General features: G+C 42.1%; 17 protein-coding genes. 5 read left to right on the top strand and 12 right to left on the bottom strand.

Annotated features, from left to right (window positions below):
* Positions 1–7: 7 nt before the first annotated feature.
* Positions 8–196, top strand: a complete 189-nt coding sequence (locus IGK85_RS11545) for a hypothetical protein (RefSeq protein WP_035006693.1) — start codon at positions 8–10, stop codon at positions 194–196.
* Between the two features lie 71 nt (positions 197–267).
* On the opposite strand, the gene IGK85_RS11550 is transcribed toward IGK85_RS11545, so the two are convergent.
* Complete coding sequence (locus tag IGK85_RS11550; RefSeq protein ID WP_005234580.1) at positions 268–1,209, bottom strand: magnesium transporter CorA family protein; 942 nt, start codon at positions 1,207–1,209, stop codon at positions 268–270.
* 186 nt (positions 1,210–1,395) lie between these two features.
* Between IGK85_RS11550 and IGK85_RS11555 the strand changes: the two genes are divergently transcribed.
* Entirely contained in the window at positions 1,396–2,223 is an 828-nt protein-coding gene (locus IGK85_RS11555) for a manganese catalase family protein (RefSeq protein ID WP_008379129.1), read from the top strand.
* A 128-nt stretch (positions 2,224–2,351) separates the two neighbouring features.
* Positions 2,352–3,191 (top strand): aldo/keto reductase, encoded by an 840-nt coding sequence (locus IGK85_RS11560; RefSeq protein WP_008379131.1) that lies wholly within the window; start codon positions 2,352–2,354, stop codon positions 3,189–3,191.
* A 50-nt stretch (positions 3,192–3,241) separates the two neighbouring features.
* Here the strand turns inward: IGK85_RS11560 and IGK85_RS11565 are convergent, their stop codons facing one another.
* From IGK85_RS11565 to IGK85_RS11580, 4 genes are all read right to left on the bottom strand, one after another.
* Positions 3,242–6,331: an alpha-mannosidase gene (locus tag IGK85_RS11565; protein WP_008379133.1), complete on the bottom strand. Its 3,090-nt coding sequence runs from the start codon at positions 6,329–6,331 to the stop codon at positions 3,242–3,244.
* Positions 6,328–7,158, bottom strand: coding sequence for a carbohydrate ABC transporter permease (locus IGK85_RS11570; RefSeq protein ID WP_008379135.1), 831 nt, complete (start codon positions 7,156–7,158; stop codon positions 6,328–6,330). Before IGK85_RS11570 ends, IGK85_RS11565 begins: the two co-directional genes overlap by 4 nt.
* A 9-nt stretch (positions 7,159–7,167) precedes the next feature.
* Complete coding sequence (locus IGK85_RS11575; protein ID WP_008379138.1) at positions 7,168–8,061, bottom strand: carbohydrate ABC transporter permease; 894 nt, start codon at positions 8,059–8,061, stop codon at positions 7,168–7,170.
* A gap of 85 nt (positions 8,062–8,146) precedes the next feature.
* Entirely contained in the window at positions 8,147–9,517 is a 1,371-nt protein-coding gene (locus tag IGK85_RS11580; protein ID WP_008379140.1) for an extracellular solute-binding protein, read from the bottom strand.
* 414 nt (positions 9,518–9,931) lie between these two features.
* On the opposite strand from IGK85_RS11580, the gene IGK85_RS11585 reads away from it, so the two are divergent.
* Positions 9,932–11,878, top strand: a complete 1,947-nt coding sequence (locus IGK85_RS11585) for a helix-turn-helix transcriptional regulator (RefSeq protein ID WP_429972250.1) — start codon at positions 9,932–9,934, stop codon at positions 11,876–11,878.
* Between the two features lie 149 nt (positions 11,879–12,027).
* Here IGK85_RS11585 and IGK85_RS11590 read toward each other — a convergent pair whose 3' ends face one another.
* From IGK85_RS11590 to IGK85_RS11610, 5 genes are read right to left on the bottom strand one after another with little or no spacing between them, the layout of a single operon-like run.
* Positions 12,028–12,765 (bottom strand): SIS domain-containing protein, encoded by a 738-nt coding sequence (locus IGK85_RS11590; RefSeq protein ID WP_008379144.1) that lies wholly within the window; start codon positions 12,763–12,765, stop codon positions 12,028–12,030.
* The gene (locus IGK85_RS11595; protein WP_005234555.1) at positions 12,766–14,016 is read right to left on the bottom strand and encodes a PTS ascorbate transporter subunit IIC; all 1,251 of its coding nucleotides are present in this window, start codon (positions 14,014–14,016) and stop codon (positions 12,766–12,768) included.
* A 2-nt stretch (positions 14,017–14,018) separates the two neighbouring features.
* Positions 14,019–14,300: a PTS sugar transporter subunit IIB gene (locus IGK85_RS11600; protein ID WP_005225413.1), complete on the bottom strand. Its 282-nt coding sequence runs from the start codon at positions 14,298–14,300 to the stop codon at positions 14,019–14,021.
* Positions 14,301–14,312: 12 nt separating this feature from the next.
* Entirely contained in the window at positions 14,313–14,741 is a 429-nt protein-coding gene (locus IGK85_RS11605; protein ID WP_005234553.1) for a PTS sugar transporter subunit IIA, read from the bottom strand.
* Positions 14,738–16,378 carry a BglG family transcription antiterminator gene (locus tag IGK85_RS11610; protein ID WP_008379149.1) on the bottom strand — a complete coding sequence of 547 codons (1,641 nt, stop codon included), beginning with the start codon at positions 16,376–16,378 and terminating at the stop codon, positions 14,738–14,740. The genes IGK85_RS11605 and IGK85_RS11610 overlap by 4 nt, the downstream gene beginning before the upstream one ends.
* A gap of 201 nt (positions 16,379–16,579) precedes the next feature.
* Here IGK85_RS11610 and ypfJ point away from each other — a divergent pair, with 201 nt between their 5' ends.
* A complete protein-coding gene (gene ypfJ / locus IGK85_RS11615) occupies positions 16,580–17,470 on the top strand; it encodes a KPN_02809 family neutral zinc metallopeptidase (protein WP_008379150.1) in 891 nt (296 codons plus the stop codon).
* A gap of 284 nt (positions 17,471–17,754) precedes the next feature.
* Here ypfJ and IGK85_RS11620 read toward each other — a convergent pair whose 3' ends face one another.
* Together IGK85_RS11620 and IGK85_RS11625 are read right to left on the bottom strand one after the other, a co-directional pair.
* Entirely contained in the window at positions 17,755–18,570 is an 816-nt protein-coding gene (locus IGK85_RS11620) for an ABC transporter permease subunit (protein WP_008379151.1), read from the bottom strand.
* Positions 18,567–19,451 carry an ABC transporter ATP-binding protein gene (locus IGK85_RS11625; protein ID WP_008379152.1) on the bottom strand — a complete coding sequence of 295 codons (885 nt, stop codon included), beginning with the start codon at positions 19,449–19,451 and terminating at the stop codon, positions 18,567–18,569. The genes IGK85_RS11620 and IGK85_RS11625 overlap by 4 nt, the downstream gene beginning before the upstream one ends.
* Positions 19,452–19,714: the final 263 nt, after the last annotated feature.

The following is a 19,714-nucleotide window of genomic DNA, read 5'->3' on the forward strand; positions in this document are numbered from 1 at the left end:
CTGGCCCTTGATCGTCTTGAATAATCCGAAAAAATACACCTTGCAAGTGGCGAACCGCAGCTTGGTGGGCGCGGAAAATATCCATTGGACGATTTTGATTGCTGCCTCGGTAATTTACATCTTGCCTTTGCTGCTGGTCTTTCTCGCCTTTCAGCGCTGGATTCTCGACAGCAATTTGGACAGCGGGTTAAAATAAAAAAATGCCAACTGCTTCGTCGCACCATTCTCCTTTTATGGATGAACGGTGCCACAGAGCAGCGGCGCTTTTTATTTTGAAAAGTCTTTCCGTGACAAGTAAATGGCGGTTAATATCCCAACTAAAATAGCCAAACCAAAGACAATGATCGTACCGATGGCATTGTCTTTTCCTGGCAGTCCCCCGGTGTTGATCCCCCATAGCCCCGCGATCAAGGACGGCACAGCCACCACCAATGCCGCAGAATCTAAGTATTTCATCAGATGGTTTAGATTGTTGTCCATCATATCGGAGAACAAGCCACCAATGGTTTCTAACAAGTCGCGATAGATAGTGACCATTTTCATGGCAAACTTCTGTCGTAGCTTAATGTCATAAACGAGTGCTTCATTATCCAAACGATCCAAAAATTCTTTGCGATCCATCAAACGATCGACGGTATGGTTCTGATCCCGTAAGGTGTGATCCAGATAGACCATGTCTCGTTCGGTATCGGCTAAATTAAACAATTCGTTGTTTTCCGTCGTTTTACGAGCTGCTTCATCTAGTGCATCGATCTGTTTCTTCATTTCCTGCAGACCTTTGATGTAATGGGTGTAGATCATCAGCGTCGAGTAGGCAACAATATCTTCATACCGTTGAATATCTTGCTCATGCTTTTCAATCAGGCGTTTAATCAGTGTAGATTGATGAGAGACATACGTGATTAAAAGATCTTTGGTATAAATAAACGTCACCGGTTCTAAACGATCTTCGATGCGGTCTTGTGTCACTTCTGACAAATCGATCAAGGTATAAAGAATCGGATGATTTAACTTAGTGTTACGTAAGTATTCCAAACGTGAGACTTCTTCCGGTTCGTTGGCGCCAATAAAAATATCTTCGGGCAGTTGATACTTATCTAACAAGTGGCGTTGTTCCTCTGGATCTGTCCCAGAAACCACCAGCCAATTGTAATCTTCCCCCGAGGATTCCCTTATTTTTCGGTCGTCCATTTTGTAATACTGAAACATGGTGACTCGCTCCTTTTCTAATTCTCTCTTAATTTAACTATCTAACGCTTCTCGCTTTTTGTCAAAGTAAATGGCTTTTCTTTTTGGAGCTTTTTTCATTTTGAACTAAGTGCATTTTATTAGACGAACCTTTCGATTCATGAGAAACTTTTTATGGGTCCAATAAAAAATTTTAGGAGGAATAGTATGTTTCGTCATCAAAAAGAACTACAGTTTGAAGCTAAACCAGAAAAACCAAATCCGTTAGTTGCGAAATACCTTCAAGAATTAATCGGTGGACAATATGGAGAGATGAGTGTTGCCATGCAATACTTATTCCAAGGATGGAGCTGCCGTGGGGAAGAAAAATACAAAGACATGTTGATGGATATCGCTACTGAAGAGCTTGGACACGTTGAAATGTTGGCAACGATGGTTGCACGTCTGCTGGAAGGTGCACCTGTGGAAGATCAGGAAGCTGCCATGAAAAAAGACCCAACGATCGGTGCGATCATTTCTGGAATGAATCCGCAACATGCCATCGTTGCCGGCTTAGGACCACGTCCTGCTGATAGCGTCGGCAATCCATGGTCAGGTGCATATATCATTGCTAGTGGCAACTTACTTGCTGATTTCCGTGCCAACTTAAATGCGGAATCACAAGGTCGTCTGCAAGTAGCACGCATCTATGAAATGATCGATGACCGTGGGGTCAAAGACTTACTTTCGGTCTTATTGGCGCGTGACAGCTACCACCAAAATCTCTGGGCAGCTGCCGTGAAAGAATTGGAAGAAAACGAAGGCTCAATTTTAGTGCCGACTACCTTTAACCGCAAAAACGAACGCTTAGATATCGCTTATGATTTCTATAACTTCTCAGAAGGCGACCAAAGTAAAGAAGGCTCTTGGGCGAAAGGCAAAGCACTTGATGGTGAAGGCGAATACCAATGGCTAGACGAACCAAAGATCGAAGGAAAAGCGCCAAAACTCGATCAAGTCACACCAAAAATGTATGGCACACCGCCTGAAAAATAATTTAATCAAAAAGAGCAATTGTTTCTGAAACAGAAACCGTTGCTCTTTTTTCTTTGTTTGAGCAAGTTGGTTACGTTCCTGGCAAAAAAGCGTTAGAGTAGAATGTAAAGAAAAGGAGGAATCATTTTATGAAAGCACCTTTACTGACATTAAACGACGGCAATTTACGCCCCGCCGTGGGCATCGGTACCTATCAGATCCGCGGTGGCGAAGGGTTGAGCCAGCTGCAAGCAGCAATCGCTGACGGGTATCGATTAATCGATTCTTCAACCAATTATGACAATGAAGGCATTGTCGGCAAAGCGATCCGTCGCTCTGGTATCCCACGTTCAGAATTTTATATCACCTCAAAATTACCGGGAAAATACCATGGCTATGATGATGCCTTAACCAGCATTCAAGAATCCCTTGCTCGCATGGGACTCGACTACTTCGATGCCTTTTTGATCCACTGGCCATTACCAAAACGCGGCAAATATGTCGAAGCTTGGCAAGCCTTAGTGACCGCCCAGAAATTAGGTTTGATCCGTTCCATCGGCGTTTCCAATTTTGAACCAGAACATTTGGATGCCATTATTGAAGCAACTGGTGTGACCCCTGCACTAAATCAAATTGAGATCCATCCTTACTGGGTCCAAGAACGAATGGTCGCAGAAAACAAAAAACGCGGCATCGTAACGGAAGCTTGGAGCCCATTAGGTCGTGGCAGCGATGCCCTGAAAGAACCACTGATCACTGAATTAGCTGAGAAATACCAAAAATCAGCTGGTCAAATCATCTTACGCTGGCATGTGGAACGTGGCATTTTGCCCCTGCCAAAATCAAGAAACCTCGCCCATCAACGAGAAAATCTTGCGATCTTCGACTTTGAACTGACTGAAGATGAAATCAATCAATTCAATCAGTTAAACAAAGCAGACGGCCGTATCGATGGTCAAGACCCAAATGAGTATGAAGAATTTGAATAAACACAACCAGCAGATTCTCCGCTATAAATGGAGAATCTGCTGGTTTTAGTTTATCTCAACTCAAAATGAAATGTTTTTATTTCGAAGGGTGACAAGGTAAATGAGACTTCATCTTTCCACTGCTCATTATTTAAAGGTATCTCCATTAAATCTGTTTCTTGCCAAAAACTGCTTGGCAACTGCAATGTAACCTTTCTAGTTCCTCCCGTGTGATCATGTAAGCGTAAAATCCACCCTTTGCCGGTTTCTGCTTGCTTGATGGCGTCGATGGTAACTGAGGTTTCACAGTCTATTTGCAACGGAAGCAACCAAGAATGTTCTCCGTTAATAACCGTTAATGGCGAGTTGAGGGACCATGCTTCTTCCATTGTTCCTCCATCGATGGCATCGTGCTCGTGGGCATAAAAACTGTAAGTAAATTTGTGATCGCCATCGTCAGCCAGTGGATCAGGATAGATAGCGCCTTTAAGCAAGGTCAAGCTTAATTGATTTTCCTTAACAGCATAACCATATTTACAGTCATTCAATAAACTTACCCCACAATATTTTTCTGAAAGATCTGCCCATTGGTGGCCTACTGTTTCAAACTGAGCCAATTGCCAACTGGTATTAGCATGGGTAGCTCGTTTTACATTTCCGTACTGAATATCAAATACTGCTTCAGTTGATCGAATTGCTGCATCAAAGTTTACCTTCAACAGTTGTTGGCGTTCATGCCATGACACGTTTGTAAAAAAATCGATTCGTTGTGTATGAGCATAGACCCGCATTTCCTGATGTATCTGCGAATTACCAAACGTATACTCAAATACTACGGAAGCGTAAAGCGCATTATTTGAGCGTAATCGTATTTGATCGGCTTGAAGCACTGTTGGTTTTTCTTGATAAAAACTATCGATATCCCATGCATCGTAATTTAAAGGTTTGTCTTCAAATAGCTGAAAAACATTCCCTTTTCCTTCCAACATTTCTCTACCTAGTTTCTTATCAAAAATGCTGATCAAATTTCCCGATGTTTCCCATAAAATTCGCAAACGATCGGTCTCAAGCGCTCCCTCTGTGAACTCAGCGAGCGGTTTGATGTCTTTATTTTCTGCTATCGGTTGAAACTCTATCATCACCTGACTCATTGGCGGAACATTTGTCACAAGAACAGACTGTTTTTCTCCATCAAAATAAGCCGGAAGTTCTTTTCCTTGTGAATCAATAAAGCGACCTTCTTGTAAAAGTGGAAGTTCAATCAGTTCATTCCTTGACCAGCTAGCTGTATTGTTGACTGTATACTTTTGATTAGCAGGTCCATCTAATTGTTCAAATAACTGTTGAATGGTCTGAGTCACGACGGCAAACTCTGCTCTATGGTCTTGATAAACTTCTTTGATCGAAGAACCAGGAATAATATCGTGGAATTGATTACGAAGAACCGTCTCCCATGTTTCAAAAAGCGGATCCTTAGGATACTCGTCTTCTTTGCTGGCTGCTAAACATGTATAGAGAATCTCAAGTTCCCGTAGAGCAATTTCAGCTTTTCGATTCATTTTTTTGACAAACGCTTGCGAGGTATAGGTTCCTCGATGATATTCCAAGTACAATTCGCCATCCCAACGAGAGACCAGCGACTTATTTCGTTCTACTGTCTGATGCAGTCGTTCAAAAAAGGCTTTCGCTATTCCTGTTTTGACTTGCGGCAATCCTGGAATCTGGTCAAGGCGTCGTCGATTTTCCAGCATCTCTCTAGTGACACCGCCTCCGCCGTCCCCATGACCGTAAGACAGCAGAAATTCTTGATTCAAACGCTTGTCTTGATATCCGTCGTAAATTCCTTGAACGGTCCCCGGAGAGAGCGTTCCATTGTAGGTATAAAACCATTCTTCTGCCCATTCATCCGTTTTACCATCAACTGGCGTGGTGATAAAATGCGTCAAAATATCTGTCCCATCGATTCCCCGCCAATAAAAGGTATCATGAGGCATCCGGTTATATTGATTCCAGCTGATTTTGGTCGTCATAAACGTCTCAATACCGGATTTTTTCAAGATTTGGGGCAGTGCCCATGAATAACCGAACACATCCGGAAGCCACAAGAAATGCATTTCTTTGTCAAATTCTTCCTTCACAAATTTTTTCCCATGGAGTATCTGACGGACCAATGATTCGCCTGACGGTATATTGCAATCGGCTTCCAGCCACATGGCTCCGTCCACTTCCCAACGGCCTTCTTTGATCCTCTTTTTGATTTTCTCATAAAGTGCTGGATAGCTTTCTTTGACATATTTGTATAGCTGAGGTTGGGTTTGTAAGAAAATATATTCTGGGTATTGTTCCATCAAACGTAAAACCGTTGAAAAACTGCGGACAGCTTTTTCCCCTGTATGCTTCAGCCGCCACAACCAAGCAACATCGATATGTGTATGGCCGATAGCCGTCACAGTGATCTCCGAAAGTTTAGGTATTTTTTGCAGTTCTTGATTTAAATAATGATCAGCTTCCTCAACGCTATGGTAAAAAGAGATAGATCCGGGTACCTGCCACTGAATCAAACGAAAGGCATCATCTAAAAGACTCAACAGCTTGTATCGTATCGGTTCATTTTCCGGTAACCCATCGATAGTTTTCGCCATCATATCAGCGAGAAAGAAACAGTCATCAGCAGCTAAGTGTCGTTTTGCCAAACAAGCTTGCCGAAACTCATGCCGTTGAATGACTTCAGACCCACCGCCTTCCAAGCCCGACCATAGTTTTAAATCAAGTCGGATGGTTTTCCCTCGGTAATGATCCGCCAGAAAAATCTCTGTATGATTCGAATCGACACCCTGATAAGGTTCACCATCGATCAACAGCAAGGACTCAAAGCCTGAATTATAGCCACCACCTGTACGACCAAAATCGATCAGTAACCATAAGTCTTCCTCCTCTGGAACTGTCAATTCATGATGAGCCCAAATATAACGGTCTCTCCCTTGCCAGAAATCGCTAACTGAAAGTGTAAAGTCCCACTCTTCTGGTGGGTGTTTTTCCGTTTTTGACTTATCTTCTTTTGCCGACCACATTGTAAGGTCTTGTACTTTTTGAAAACGATACGCTTTTAGTTCAGCGATTCGTTTCGTTAATTTTTTTGTCGTATGAAATGGATCTTTCATCCTTTCGTCGCTCCTCCCATGCTAAATCCTTTAGACATATACGTTTGTGACAAAGCATATAAAATGACGACTGGTAAGGTATATAGCACCGAAAAAGCGGCTAAACGGCCATAATTGACCATACCAAAGTTGCCGAAAAACTGAAAGATCGAGACTGATGCCGGCATTTTTTCGGGTGACTGAATCAAAATATAAGGAACAAAGAAGTTGCCCCAGCTTCCAGTAAAAGTAAAAATACCAACCGTACAAATACCTGGAACCATCAGCGGCGCTACGACTTTTCGCACCCCTTGCCATGTTGAAGCCCCATCGACCCAAGCGGACTCTTCTAAGTCGATTGGTACCGAATCCATAAAGTTCTTCATCATCCAAATCCCATAAGGCAGTGAGGACGCCGTCAAGAAAAACGTCACCGCCAGTAACGAATCTTGAAACTTCAAAAAGATAAACAGTTGATAGACCGGCACGATGACAGCAGTCATCGGTAATGAGGTCATGAACAGCACCGCCATCAAAAAACTTTTTTTATATCTTAGCTGATACCTCGACAAGGGATATGCTGCCAAAACACATAAGACAACAACTAAAATCGATTGACAGCCGGACAAAAGCAAGCCGATTCCGAATGACCGAATGATAGTTTGATCAGAAAGGATCGAAGCAAAATTTTCAAATGATACTGCTTCAGGTAATTTCAAAGTTTGAATAGCGCCCGGATCAATAGAGGCGATCAGCATCCACAACAATGGGAGCAAAAACAATAAGGCTAATACTGCCAAAAGCAGATAATGAATCATGGTCTCCAATTTTTCACTGCGTTTTACCATTTTTTTCACCTACACTTTCACTTTCAGCATTTTCATATAAATCAAGCTTGCGGCAGCACCAATCAGTAGCAAGACCAGCGAAATCGCTGTTCCGTATCCTAGCTGATAGCTCACAAAAGCTTGTTTGTACATGAAGACCGGCAGGGTTGCAGTCTGATTGCCGGGACCACCACCAGTCATAGTATAAATCAACGTAAAGACACCCAATGTCTGCAAAGTGACGAGCATCAAATTCGTTGCAATGGTACCTTTGACCATCGGTATCGTAATTTTTCGAATCACTTGCCAGCGGCTGGCGCCATCCATAACTGCAGCTTCCTCTACTTCCTTAGGGATCTCATCTAAAGCGGATTGAAACACCATCATTGAAAAAGCGGTTCCTCGCCAAATATTGGCAACCACAACGCTTATCATAGGAAAAGCAAACAGCCAAGCAACCGGCTCAAATCCCATCAGTCCCATCAACCAATTAGCTGTTCCGCTATCTCCTAAAAAAGCGACCCAGCAAAAGGAAACAACGACTTCCGGCGTAACCCATGCAGCAATGATGATCAGACCAACGACTCGCCGAAAGGCTCGATTTTTCTCCCGCATCATAAATGCAATCAAAAAACCTAAGAAACATTGACCGATCACTGCAGAAAAAATGACAAAAATCAAGGTTCGTACGACACTAGTTTGAAAAGCCGGATCATTGAACATGCGCACAAAATTTTCAAAGCCGATGAACCGCAATTGACTTGCTTCAGCACCGGTCAGAGCCAAGTTCGTGAAGGAAAAGATAAAAGTTAAGATAACTGGACCAACAAAAAATATCAGCAGCAAGAGCCAACTGGGAAATAAAAAAATCAACGCTTTTTTACTATTGGACATTTGCTGCTCTCGTTTTAGCGAATTTTCCATTCTTTTCTCCTTTCTTTTTTTAAAGAGAAGAAACGTTAGCCTCCATTCGGATTGTTTGCTGCAATTCCTTCTCTTTATTAATGATTTAGTTAACGGCATCGTCTCCAACGATCCTTGTTACATTGGCGGCATAATCACTAGCTGCTTCTTCCGGTGTCTTGCTGCCAGTGGCAACTGCTTCAACCATTGTTTGGATTTCTACTGAAACATTAGGATATTTGTCATCTGCCGGACGGAAATGAGCATATTGTAAGAAAGAGGTTGCTTGCTCAATAAAAGGTTGCTCCTTATATTCAGCTATTTCTGCTGAATCGTCTCGGACGGTTAAATTCCCTTCAGCGATTGCTCGTGCAGCTTGCTGTTCTTTTCCACCGAGTGCTTGAACTACTCGCCATGAAGCTTCTTTATTTTGTGCTTTTTCAGGAATGGCCCATGTCCAACCTCCGGACATGGTCGTAAATGGCGGTTCACCACCATTTTGTGTAGGCATGGCTGCAAAACCAAAGCGTTCTGTCATATTCTCAACAGGAGTTGCCCCATTTTCGGCCCAGTTGCCGGCACTCCAAAAGCCATCTAGAAGCATACCAACTTCGTCATTAGGAAATTTATCTTGGAACATCACAGATCCGTAATTGCTGTTGATCGCAACGGATAATGATGGTCCTAATTGTTTTTGGTTATACACTTCATCAATGAAAGCCAATGAATCAATGATTCCTTGTGTATTTACTTGCCATTTACGCGTTTCACTATCAAATAATGTATCTTGAGTACCATATAAGAGCATCTGGAAAGTCTGCATGGAAACCGACTCACCATTGGCTTTAGCCACACCTAATCCTAAGGGGATCACATTCTCATCGGAAGCTTTGATTGCTTCAGCTGCCTCAATAATCTCCCCCCAAGTTGTTGGCTGCCAGTCTTCAGGCAGACCGGCTTTCTTAAAGACATTTTTGTTGTACCAAATCCCGCGAGAATCAGAAGTTCCTGGAATGGCATACGTACTACCATCTTCAGCAATGACACCAGCTTTTAAGTTTTCTGTATATTTATCCCATTGATCCCAGTCAGCAACATATTCATCAAGATTGGTTAAGTAACCGGCATTTGCATCAGAATTCAACATAAACGAATCCTCTGCCACTACATCAGGTGCTGTGCTCTCCGATTGCATAGAAAGAGCAACTTTTGAAAAATAGTCTCCCTCACTTGCGGTAATCGGAGAAAGTACGATTTTAATGTCCTCATTTTCTTTCTCAAATTGTGGAATAAATGTTTCTTCCAAATATTGGGTCATTTTATCGTTTTCCCCGGTATTGCGCCAAGTAACCTTTATCTCGGTTTTCCCCTCTGCCCCGTCCCCATTTGACGAGCCGTCGCTGTTCCCACAAGCAGCTAAAACCATTGGTAGTGTCATTAGAGACAGTAATGATACAGCTTTTCTTTTCATCGACATAATCGTTCCTCCTAAATTTTTTCATTTTCTCTTGCTTAAAGTAAGCGCTTTAAATATAGCCTGTTTAGCCATTGTTGAATATCATTATTATTCGTTGAAATATACACTTTTTACTCTTAATATCAAGTTTTGTAGACAACTACAAATAATGATGATTTGACTCAAGCTAATTTATCTCTATAATCAATGTAAACGTTACCAAAAAAAGAAAGGAGCACTTATGAAATCAAAAACATATCGAAAAATATTCTTAACCTTTTTAACGGTAATCATTGCATATACTATTTTTATTATGGTGATTGTCATCAATAATGAAGTTAATCAGCGGAAAACTGAACAAACTACCCAAAGTATTATGACGCTAGAAAACAGTGCTTTTCGCATTGATCACAACTTCGATTTGCCCTCAATTCAATGAAATCTTTAGCAACAAAAGAAAGTATTATACTGTTTTCCCAAAGTACTGAATCTGATTATGCGCTGTTTTCAGCGATGTATGATGAAATTCGTGAAAACTATTTATTAATGAATCAGTTTGAATACTCTATCGGAATCTTGAATCCAGAAAATCATATCATCGTAAGTTCTGACGGCTATTTTGTTTACAATGATTTCTTTTCCTTCTTGAATATAGAAACAAAATCCGGGCTTCTTTCCGAAATGCTGGCAGATGCCAGCTTCAGTTCCTCCATCTTCGAAACCCTTGATCAACGGCTGATCATGCTTCATAAAGAGCAAGTAGAGAATCAGACCCTCTACTTCTTTGCCTACTGGAAAAAAAATGAACTACTGTCTCCAATGAATCAAGGACTACAAGTTATCGATCAACAATATCCTTCTAGTAAGACTAGTTCACCGATACTTACTGATTTTACACAAAATACCATTCAGCATGAGACCCAATCAGATACTATCGTTTTTATAAAAAATTCAGAGGTGCTCCCTTTTGCCAATTATGAATTGACAACCGCGATTCAAAGCAGTTTTCCACTCTCTACAATTTCGTCCTTTCTCCTTCCATTAATGGTTTTGATCGTACTGGGTGCTTTGATCGTCATTTTCTTGAGTAAGCGGATGTACAAACCTTATCTAGAAATATTAGATGAAATCAAAAAGAGTAATGTTGATATTTTAACAGTTGATGATATCAACTTAGCTTTGCACCAGATAATCGAGTCGTCTAGTTCGATCAACCAGCTCCAATCCCCTGTCTCAGAAGAAGTAAAGGAACTATTCTTGAAGAATCTGCTTTACGGAAAATATACGTACAATATGAGCAAGAGTTTACTGCCCACTTTCCATCTTGAAGGCATAGAAAAACGTGGGAGTTTTGCTTTTCTGACCTTCTCAGGCGAGATGGCGGAAGAAGCCACTTTTAATGAAACAGAGATCATTCATGTGCGAAAACAGTTGATCAAGAAAAATCTTCATATCAAGTGTTATGATATCATCAGTTTTTCCGAAAAACACCTTGCCATTCTTTTTTATGATCAGGAATTTTCACAAATCATGAAAGAGATCGATCAATTGAAACTAACAATCGAAGACAGTTTGAACTTAAGAATGACTTACTTGCTATCAAAACCTTTTCATTCTCTTGAACATTTTATCGAAGTCTTTCATGAAACCTGTCAGTGGTCAGATGAATGCAATGGCGAAGATCAGTTCCATCAAATACCGGTTCCAACATCCAATGCTCTTCATAAAATCAATTATACCGTTGATGAGGAACAGTTATTGATCCAATATTTCAAAGTAGATGATTTTGTCCATGCCAGAGAATTATTGCAACAAATCGTGGAGATCAATATTTCCAGCAACCATTCCCTAGGCTTCCTTCAGGAATTTTCAACCGCTCTGATCTTAACAATAAAACGAATTGCTGTGATCAAAGAGATTTCCTATCCTGAATTCTACAATCAAAATAAGAAACAATTTCTTTATTTAAGAAAAGGGTTTTCAGATCCCGATGTGAAAAAAACGATTTTTTCCCTTTTTGACACGCTGATCACTCAGATCGAAACCATGGAAAAAAATAATGGATCCAAAATAGATGAAATCATTCAATATATTAATAGCAACTATTGCAGCGACCTCAGTTTAACAGATATTGCCCAGCAGTTTCATCTAAGTGAAGCCTATTTAAGCCGGTTGATTAAAGAACGACTGTCCATGTCCTTCAAACCATACGTCAATCAACTACGTGTCGAAAAAGCCAAACGTCTGATGAGCGAACAAGAAAGTTCAATCAATGAAATTGCTAGTAAAGTCGGCTTTAAAAATACCAATTCCTTTATTCGGGTATTCAAACAATTTGAAGGGTCGACACCTGGTACTTATCGTACCAATAAAATTCATTAAGCTCTAAAATTCTAATACAAAAAAAACGATCTGAACGAGATTTGACCACTACATTTACGAATTGATTCCCCCAAGAAAATTCGTTCTATTAGTAGTTTTCAAATTTTTCGTTCTGATCGTTCTAATAAAAAGATAAGTTACTTATACAGTCACAGCTGATAATGGATCGCTTCTTGGTACTTTTCAAACAGGGACTGGTTCAATTCATCCCCGCCGTCTAGGTTCGCTGAGTAAAAAATCGGCGGATAGTCGACACCGGCTTCTTTTAGTTTTTGGCAAACTTCAACGATAATCGCATTTAAGATCGTTGCGCCGACTACGGTGGATGTAGGTCCGACTTTTTGTTCTACGTCTGAAATCGTACACGCAGCATCGCCAATCTCCCCATGATTGTCGATGACGATATCCGCCGTTTCAAACAAACGCAAGCCTGATGTATGACGGCTGCTGACTGTTTTCGAATAGGTAAGGTTCGTTAATGCGATGATCTTGACCCCTTTTTCTTTGGCATGAAGCGCCATATCGATGATAACTGGATTTCGCCCAGACACCGAATGCAAGATCAGCACATCGCCTGCTGTAAAGGGCTGGGTCGCCGCCAAGGCACTACCGTAGCCTTCTAAGCGCTCCATTTTACTAGTGAAGGTGATTGGGCTGCGATCAAGCATCAGTTCTCTTCCAAAGATCGCGTTGATCGTCATCATGCCGCCTGCTCGATAATACATCTCTTCGGCTAAGATCCCAGCGTGACTAGCGCCAAAAATGTAGATGGATTTTTTGGTCAAGTTGGCTTGCGTCAGCAATTCAATGGCTTGCTCAATCGCTGGTGCTTCTTTTTCTTCTACAATAGACAATAGTTCTTTTGCTTTTTCAAAGTATTGAAACATTTAAAACCCTCCAAACAGCTTGCCGATCAATTCACCAAGGATGCCCCATAGAGATAAATCGTTCCCACCGAAAATCAAGATCCAGTTTTGAATCGTCGTTGAGAATAACGCTGCAGAGATCCCAACGAGTGCTACCATAACGACAGAAGCTGTGATCGTACCAATAATGGCCCCTCGCAAGCCCCCTTGTCCTTCACCGATCACCGCAGCACCGCCACATTCAAAGAAGCTGGTGATGACTAAAGGAACGATCAAAATGCCAAAGACGTTGGTGGTATTGGCAATCACCACTAAAATCGTTGAGGTGATCATCGCCACGATAAAGCCGATGATTACAGCATTTGGACGGTAGTTGAACAAGATTGGCACATCAAAAGCTGGTTTTGCTCCAGGAACGACTTTTTCTGCGATCCCTTGAAAGGCGGGAATGATTTGGTTGATCAATAGACGTACCCCATACAACATGATCAATAATCCTGCACCGAAGTTCAAGCCAGCATCAACCGCAAACATCACCAAGTTGCCCCCTTCAGGAACTAATACGGGCGCAATCAGACCGATAACGATATTCATCAAAAACATCACTAACGCGCCAGTAATCGATATTTCACGGAAAAACGATAGATTTTCTGGCACTTTCAAATCTTCCGTCGATTTTTCTTTGTTTCCGACCCGTTTTGCAACAAAGCCTGAAACCAATGACAAGATCCCCGTTGGATGACCGATCAAGAATGAATCATCGCCTGTGGCATCCCACACATATTTACGCATGATCCATGGCATGAAGGACCAGTAACAAGCAGATAGAACCGCCCCTAAGATCAACAGTGGGATTCCGGTAAGTCCGCCTTCAACGCCCCCAGCGACGATGACGAATGGGAACCACCACAACATGTGACCGGTGAGGAAAATCGTCTTCACAGGTGTAAAGCGAGCAATCAATAAATGAATGATCAGGCCGAAAAACATCGCTAAACCAACTGTTCCGCCGTATTCTGCCGTAAAGGTGATGTCAGAGAGTCCATCTGACACAGCAACGCCTAATTGGGTTTGAACCGCAGCATTGATCGGTGCGATCGTTCCCACCAACATGTTTACCCCAGCCGTCAATGCCACCATCCCGAAGGAAGCTGTTAAGGTTCCTTTAACAACTTCTGCAAAAGGTTTTCTTTGTACCAATAACCCAATCATGGCAATAATCCCCAATAGGACTGGCGGATTTTTTAAAATATAATCCGTGACAAAATTCATGATTATCCCTCTCTTTCAGCTAAAAATTTTTCCATTTGCTGTTTGACTTCTTCTTTATCCATATACTTTTTGATTGGATAAACGGGTGCTTTCACGGATGCTTTTAACTCATTCAATAATTCATTACTCGTAAAATAGACATCTGCTGGTGTCGCTTTTGCCGTTGATAAATCAGTATTCTCGGCAGTTGCCGTCAACCCTAACTCTTTGATCACCTTATCGATCGTCATCTTCAATACCATTGAGCTTCCTACACCAAATCCACATACTGCTAAAATTTTCATATTCTTTTCCTCCTAATGGAATAATTGACAAATTTGTTCCCGATCGCCGTTTAATATCACGTTGTATTTTTCTTCATCCATAAAGATCGCCATGATCTCTTTCAAGCTTTCTAGATGGCTTTCACTATCTGCGGCGGCTAAGACAAGAAATATCCGCACCGGTTTGCCCTCAAGATCGATGGGCTGTTTCGTTACTAAAAGGCTCATACTTTGCTCCAAAACCCCTTCTCCAGGACGGGCATGCATCAGCGCAAAGTAATCCGCCAACACCATGTAAGGACCATTTTCTTCCACGCTTTGAATCATCGCTTCGATGTATTCTGACGTGATCAGCGCTTCATCGAGCAAGGGCTGACTGGCTAATTTTACGGCTGAGCGCCAATCTGCCACTGTCTCATCCGTCTGTATATGCTTCTCAGGCAAATAATCCTTCACTTTCATTCTGATTTAACCTCCAACATTTTTGATAGGAACCATTCTTTGTTTTCGATTCCTTGCATGATCAATTTCATCATTGGTTCCACCTTTTGCGTCTCATCCTCTCGGATCATCAATAAAATAATGATGTCCGCTTTTTGGTTGCCCCATTCTACTGGCTGATCCAAAAGCAGGATCGAGATCGCTGTTTTTTCGACATAATTCGGATTGCCATGAGGGATGGCAAAGCCATTATCTAAATAGGTTGATTGTAGCTGCTCTCTTTCAATGACGGATTGCTGAAACTGCGCTTTTCGTTTTTCATCACTAAAAGGGGTTTGTTCGATCAAAAAATTGATGGCTTCTGTTTTACTGGCAAATCGCTCGAAAAAGACGGTTGGCTGGATCATCGATTGGGCTTGAAGAAGTAAACCATTTTGATCGACCACCGCCTCATTATCGATGACTAAATCGATGTAGTGATTCATGATCCGCTTCATGTCGCGATTGGTCACCATAGGCGAGATCCGCACCACAGGTTTTTGAATCCCTACGAGATCGATGGTTGAAATAATAAAATCGATCGCCGAAATGTCCATCTGCTTTAATTTTTCTACTGAAACGGTTTCGATACTGTCGATCTCAGGTAGAATGCGACGGATTTTCGCAGAGACAAATGAGCTAGTGCCGACGCCATTGGGACAGACAAAAATGATTTTGTTCATGCGGCGCATTCGTTCGATTGCTGCTTGAAAATGGATTGTGACAAATCCGATCTCATCATCAGAGATCCCCACTTGATACGCTTTCAAGAAATCATGAAGCGAGAACCAGACCACGCCATACAAGGCAGGATAGTTTTGTTTGATTTCTTCTAACAAAGGGTTGATGACTGTGGTTTGCGCTTCGATCCGCAGCAGTAGTTGATACAGATGGATCGTCACATCTTCTTCCAAACGATTGTCTTGGGTCAAGTCGGTGCCTAAGCCTTCGCTGATCTTTTGAATCAAGTTACGCACTTTTCCCCGAAAGACGAAAGGAACTTTTTCACTTTTCATAAAAAATTTCAAGCCGCTACCGACAATCAGGTAGGTTAGATATTGCACTTCTTTTGGTGAAAATTGATAAATGTGTTGTTCTTCGATTTCTTTCAGTAGCTCATAGACTAACGGATATTTGTCGAACTCCAAAAACAGCTTCCCCACTTGGCGGTTTTCTTCAATCACTAAGTTTTCCGCATGACTCGCCCGCTCGATCAGCAGCACGATGGAAAGGACGATACTTTGAATATAGCTGTCGGGCATTTCTACTTGTTTTTCCACTAACGCTCGACGAAAGGCCTGATTTACTTCCTGGTATTTCTCAGGTTCCACCAACAAGGAAAACGCCGCTGGTTGATCCAGCATCATTAAGCAAAAGCGTTTGAGCACTCGATGGATCTGGGATTCACTTCCTTCAAAAAATGTACCTGAATTATCAAATCTCAGACGTAAGCTTTCTTTTTGAAACAGCTCTTTTAAATAAGAAATATCTTTGGCAATACTGCTGCGGGAAACGAAATAATCCTCTGCTAACTGCTGATAGCTGAGGTGCTCGCCAGCAATCAACCGTTTAAAAATCAAAATCCTTCGTTCCGATGTCCCCGAATAATTCATTTTCATACGCTCACCCTCTACATCTATTTTATTGCTACTGTACCAAATTAGAAGGCTAATTGTTAGATTAAAGAATGATTAAAAGGAGTGTACACTTTGATTTTTAAGGCTCCTGAAGGCATTTTATAACAATTTCAAGGCGCTTTTTTTCACAATCTGCCGCCTTTCTCTTATAATTAAGCTAGGATTTATATAGGAGGAGATAACATGAAATGGCGTGGGGGTAGACAAAGCAGCAATGTCGATGATCGAACGGGGCGATCATCTGGCTCAGGTGGGATGTTGGCTGCTGGTGGCGGGATCGGTACGGTGATCATCGCTGTTTTATTTTTCCTGTTTAGCGGTGGTGATTTAAATTCGCTGCCGGATGTCTTGGGTGGCAGCGGACAAGCAGCCAATTACCAGACAGAAAATGTGGGCACCAGTGAGTACACGGAAGAAAAAGAGTTTTCCGCAGTCGTGTTCGGCTATTTAGAAGATTACTGGCAAGACGTTTTTCAAGAGCGGCAAGAAACCTATCAAGACCCAACACTCGTATTATTTACGGGAAGTGTCCAGTCGGCATGCGGCTATGCCACGTCACAGGTTGGTCCGTTTTATTGCCCAGCAGATGAGAATGTGTACCTTGATCTGAGTTTTGCCAATGAGCTTTCTGATAAATATGGCGCAAGCGGCGACTTTGCAATGGCCTATGTCATCGCCCATGAAGTCGGTCATCATGTGCAAAATGAGCTGGGGATCACCCAACAATTGGACAAAATCCGCCAGCAAGTTTCAGAGAAGGAGTACAACCAGTACAGCGTTCGCTTGGAGTTGCAAGCTGACTACTTAGCTGGTACCTTTGCGAAATATTTGCAAGGCGAAACCTATCAAGGACAGCCGATTTTAGAAGCTGGCGATATTCAAGAAGCGATCACGGCTGCCAATGCCATCGGGGATGATACGCTGCAAAAAGAATACCAAGGCTATGTTGTTCCAGATAGTTTTACACACGGCACATCGCAGCAGCGCGTGGACTGGTTTAACCGTGGCTATCATTATGGTGACTTAGCACATGGCGACACCTTCAATGTCGATAGCCTTGATTTGAGCAAGTAGCTTTAACTAAAAAATCACTCCGAAACAGCATGAACCGCCTGCTGCTTCGGAGTGATTTTAGGTTCTTGTTGTCCCTTCAAGCCTTTTGGTGAAGGGATGCTTTACGCTTTCTTAACTTTCGCAATGATTTTTTCGCAAAAACGTGCCTGCTTCGTCATACTTTTTTCACATTTCGAGACTATTATATAAGCATACCAACAAACAACCCTAACACTTTTTCATTTTTACTCCTTTGCCTGTCAGTCCCCGCTGACAGGCTCTTTTTTGTCTTTTGATTGTTGTGCTCAGACCTGCAAGTCTTTGCGCTCGTAACGGTAAAAGGTGCCAAAGAAACACAATACACCGATCAGCAGGACCCATAGGACTGATGTGGCGCCGTTATCCATGAGTTGGACGGGTAATGCCATCCGCACAGGCGAAAGTCCTGCCAGCCATTCCAATTTATCGTAGAGTTCCCCCACGATGCCGAGCAAATACAGCCCGAACACGCAGCCTAAGCCGACACTTGCGGTTTGTTTGCTGGAACGCAAGATCGTGGATAAAAAGAAACCTAGACAGAGGAAGAAGACTAAGACACCATACTCGGCAACGAAGATTTTGCTGATTTCTTCTATAAAAGAGGACAGGTCGTCTCCTGGTAGTTTGAATAGAGCAAACGAGGCCAGACTACTGCCATAGGCAATCAGCCAAAAGCCAGTCAGCAGCAACAATCGGGCGAGGAACTTCCACCCAACGATTTCTCTACGGCTAATAGGCTGAGCATATAAATACTCGATCGTTCCTTCTGATTCTTCAGTGATCAGACTGTTCAAGCCTAAAAGCATCCCATAAATACACGCGGCGATAAATAAGTATTGAAAGTAGTACCCGAAAAAGCCTGTCGGTGAAACCAAGCTTGAGGGTCCTGTCAGTTGGATGTTAAAGATGCTTAGTAATTCTGGGCTGAAAGAGCCCAACATCTGGTCTAAGGACGTTTTCATTTCTGGCGTGATCATTTGAGGATAGATAGCCGTAAATGCAAAAATGATTGCTGCAAAAAGGATCGTCCAGACCAGCCAGCCTTTGAAGGTATTTTTAAGGTCGATTTTCATTAAAGTCATTTTTGAGAACCTCCTTCATAGAGCAGCATAAATTGCTGTTCAAGGGTTGGGTGTTCGATCGTGAACTCTTTAATGGCAGGATTGGTTAAAAAATGTGCCAGCTGATTCATGTCCCCTTGATAGAAAAAACGCAAGCTGTGTGATTCCTGAGCAAGAACTTGCACGTTTTCCAAGCCGGCTAATGAGAGGCTCCCCTCATTCGTGAGCGTTACAACTTTGCCGAAATTTTCTTCCTCACTCAGTTCTTTCACGGTGATGATCTGTCCTTCACGAATAAAGGCGGTCCGATGGGCATAGGTCTGAATTTCATGCAAATCATGGCTAGATAGAAAAATCGTCATCCCCTGTTTGTTTCTTCTAAGGAGCTCTTCAAACAGCCGTTTTTGAATCAAGGGATCTAAGCCATTGGTCGGTTCATCTAAAATCAACATTCTCGGTTGTGCAATCAAGGCGCTCGCAAGCCCGACTTTTTTCTTGTTGCCCAAAGAAAGTTCTGCGATCGATTTGTTTGGATCAATTTGAAAAAGCTCCATCAAATTCTGAATCTCTTTTTTTGGCTGCTTGACTTGATGAAAATCTGCCGTAAATGCCAGCAATTCTGCTGTCGTCATTTTTGAATAAAACCGTACATCACTGGAAACATATCCAGTAAACGTTTTGATTTCTTTGGCTTCTTGTTGGCAATCTCGTCCAAAAATCGCCGCATGCCCTGCATCCGGTTTAATAAAATTCAACAATACTTTGATGGTCGTTGATTTTCCCGCACCATTTGGTCCGATAAAGCCAAAAATCTCTCCTTCTGCCACTTGCAATGATACATTCTCGATGGCGTACTTCTTGTTGTATTGTTTGCTTAATCCGTTGATCGTAATGGCATCCATCCTGTCCCCTCCTTGTACTGCTTTGATGCCATCAGTGTAGCCTTATTTCGTGTTTCCGTCAATCAAAGATCTAAAAGGGTTCCGCTGGAATGTTTTACGAAAATCATCAAAAGATTGACACACTTCTATTACTTTCTTTTCCGATATTTTTCACATTTTCCCGCTATTATCAATACATACCAACAAACAACCCTAACACTTTTTCATTTTTACTCCTATCCCGCCAGTCTCCGCTGGCGGGCTCCTTTTTTTTATCGGCAAAA

Source organism: Enterococcus sp. AZ015, assembly GCF_050499225.1.
GTDB lineage: Bacteria > Bacillota > Bacilli > Lactobacillales > Enterococcaceae > Enterococcus_D > Enterococcus_D entomosocium.

Coding starts and splice junctions, on each gene's coding strand:
- IGK85_RS11605 (WP_005234553.1), bottom strand. CDS start 14,741: ATGAAAGTGAAGGATTATTTGCCTGAGAAGCATATACAGACGGATGAG.
- IGK85_RS11625 (WP_008379152.1), bottom strand. CDS start 19,451: ATGGATGCCATTACGATCAACGGATTAAGCAAACAATACAACAAGAAG.
- IGK85_RS11610 (WP_008379149.1), bottom strand. CDS start 16,378: ATGAAAATGAATTATTCGGGGACATCGGAACGAAGGATTTTGATTTTT.
- IGK85_RS11560 (WP_008379131.1), top strand. CDS start 2,352: ATGAAAGCACCTTTACTGACATTAAACGACGGCAATTTACGCCCCGCC.
- IGK85_RS11590 (WP_008379144.1), bottom strand. CDS start 12,765: ATGTTTCAATACTTTGAAAAAGCAAAAGAACTATTGTCTATTGTAGAA.
- IGK85_RS11550 (WP_005234580.1), bottom strand. CDS start 1,209: ATGTTTCAGTATTACAAAATGGACGACCGAAAAATAAGGGAATCCTCG.
- IGK85_RS11620 (WP_008379151.1), bottom strand. CDS start 18,570: ATGACTTTAATGAAAATCGACCTTAAAAATACCTTCAAAGGCTGGCTG.
- IGK85_RS11580 (WP_008379140.1), bottom strand. CDS start 9,517: ATGTCGATGAAAAGAAAAGCTGTATCATTACTGTCTCTAATGACACTA.
- IGK85_RS11585 (WP_429972250.1), top strand. CDS start 9,932: ATGAAATCTTTAGCAACAAAAGAAAGTATTATACTGTTTTCCCAAAGT.
- IGK85_RS11565 (WP_008379133.1), bottom strand. CDS start 6,331: ATGAAAGATCCATTTCATACGACAAAAAAATTAACGAAACGAATCGCT.
- IGK85_RS11555 (WP_008379129.1), top strand. CDS start 1,396: ATGTTTCGTCATCAAAAAGAACTACAGTTTGAAGCTAAACCAGAAAAA.
- IGK85_RS11575 (WP_008379138.1), bottom strand. CDS start 8,061: ATGGAAAATTCGCTAAAACGAGAGCAGCAAATGTCCAATAGTAAAAAA.
- IGK85_RS11595 (WP_005234555.1), bottom strand. CDS start 14,016: ATGAATTTTGTCACGGATTATATTTTAAAAAATCCGCCAGTCCTATTG.
- IGK85_RS11600 (WP_005225413.1), bottom strand. CDS start 14,300: ATGAAAATTTTAGCAGTATGTGGATTTGGTGTAGGAAGCTCAATGGTA.
- IGK85_RS11570 (WP_008379135.1), bottom strand. CDS start 7,158: ATGGTAAAACGCAGTGAAAAATTGGAGACCATGATTCATTATCTGCTT.
- ypfJ (WP_008379150.1), top strand. CDS start 16,580: ATGAAATGGCGTGGGGGTAGACAAAGCAGCAATGTCGATGATCGAACG.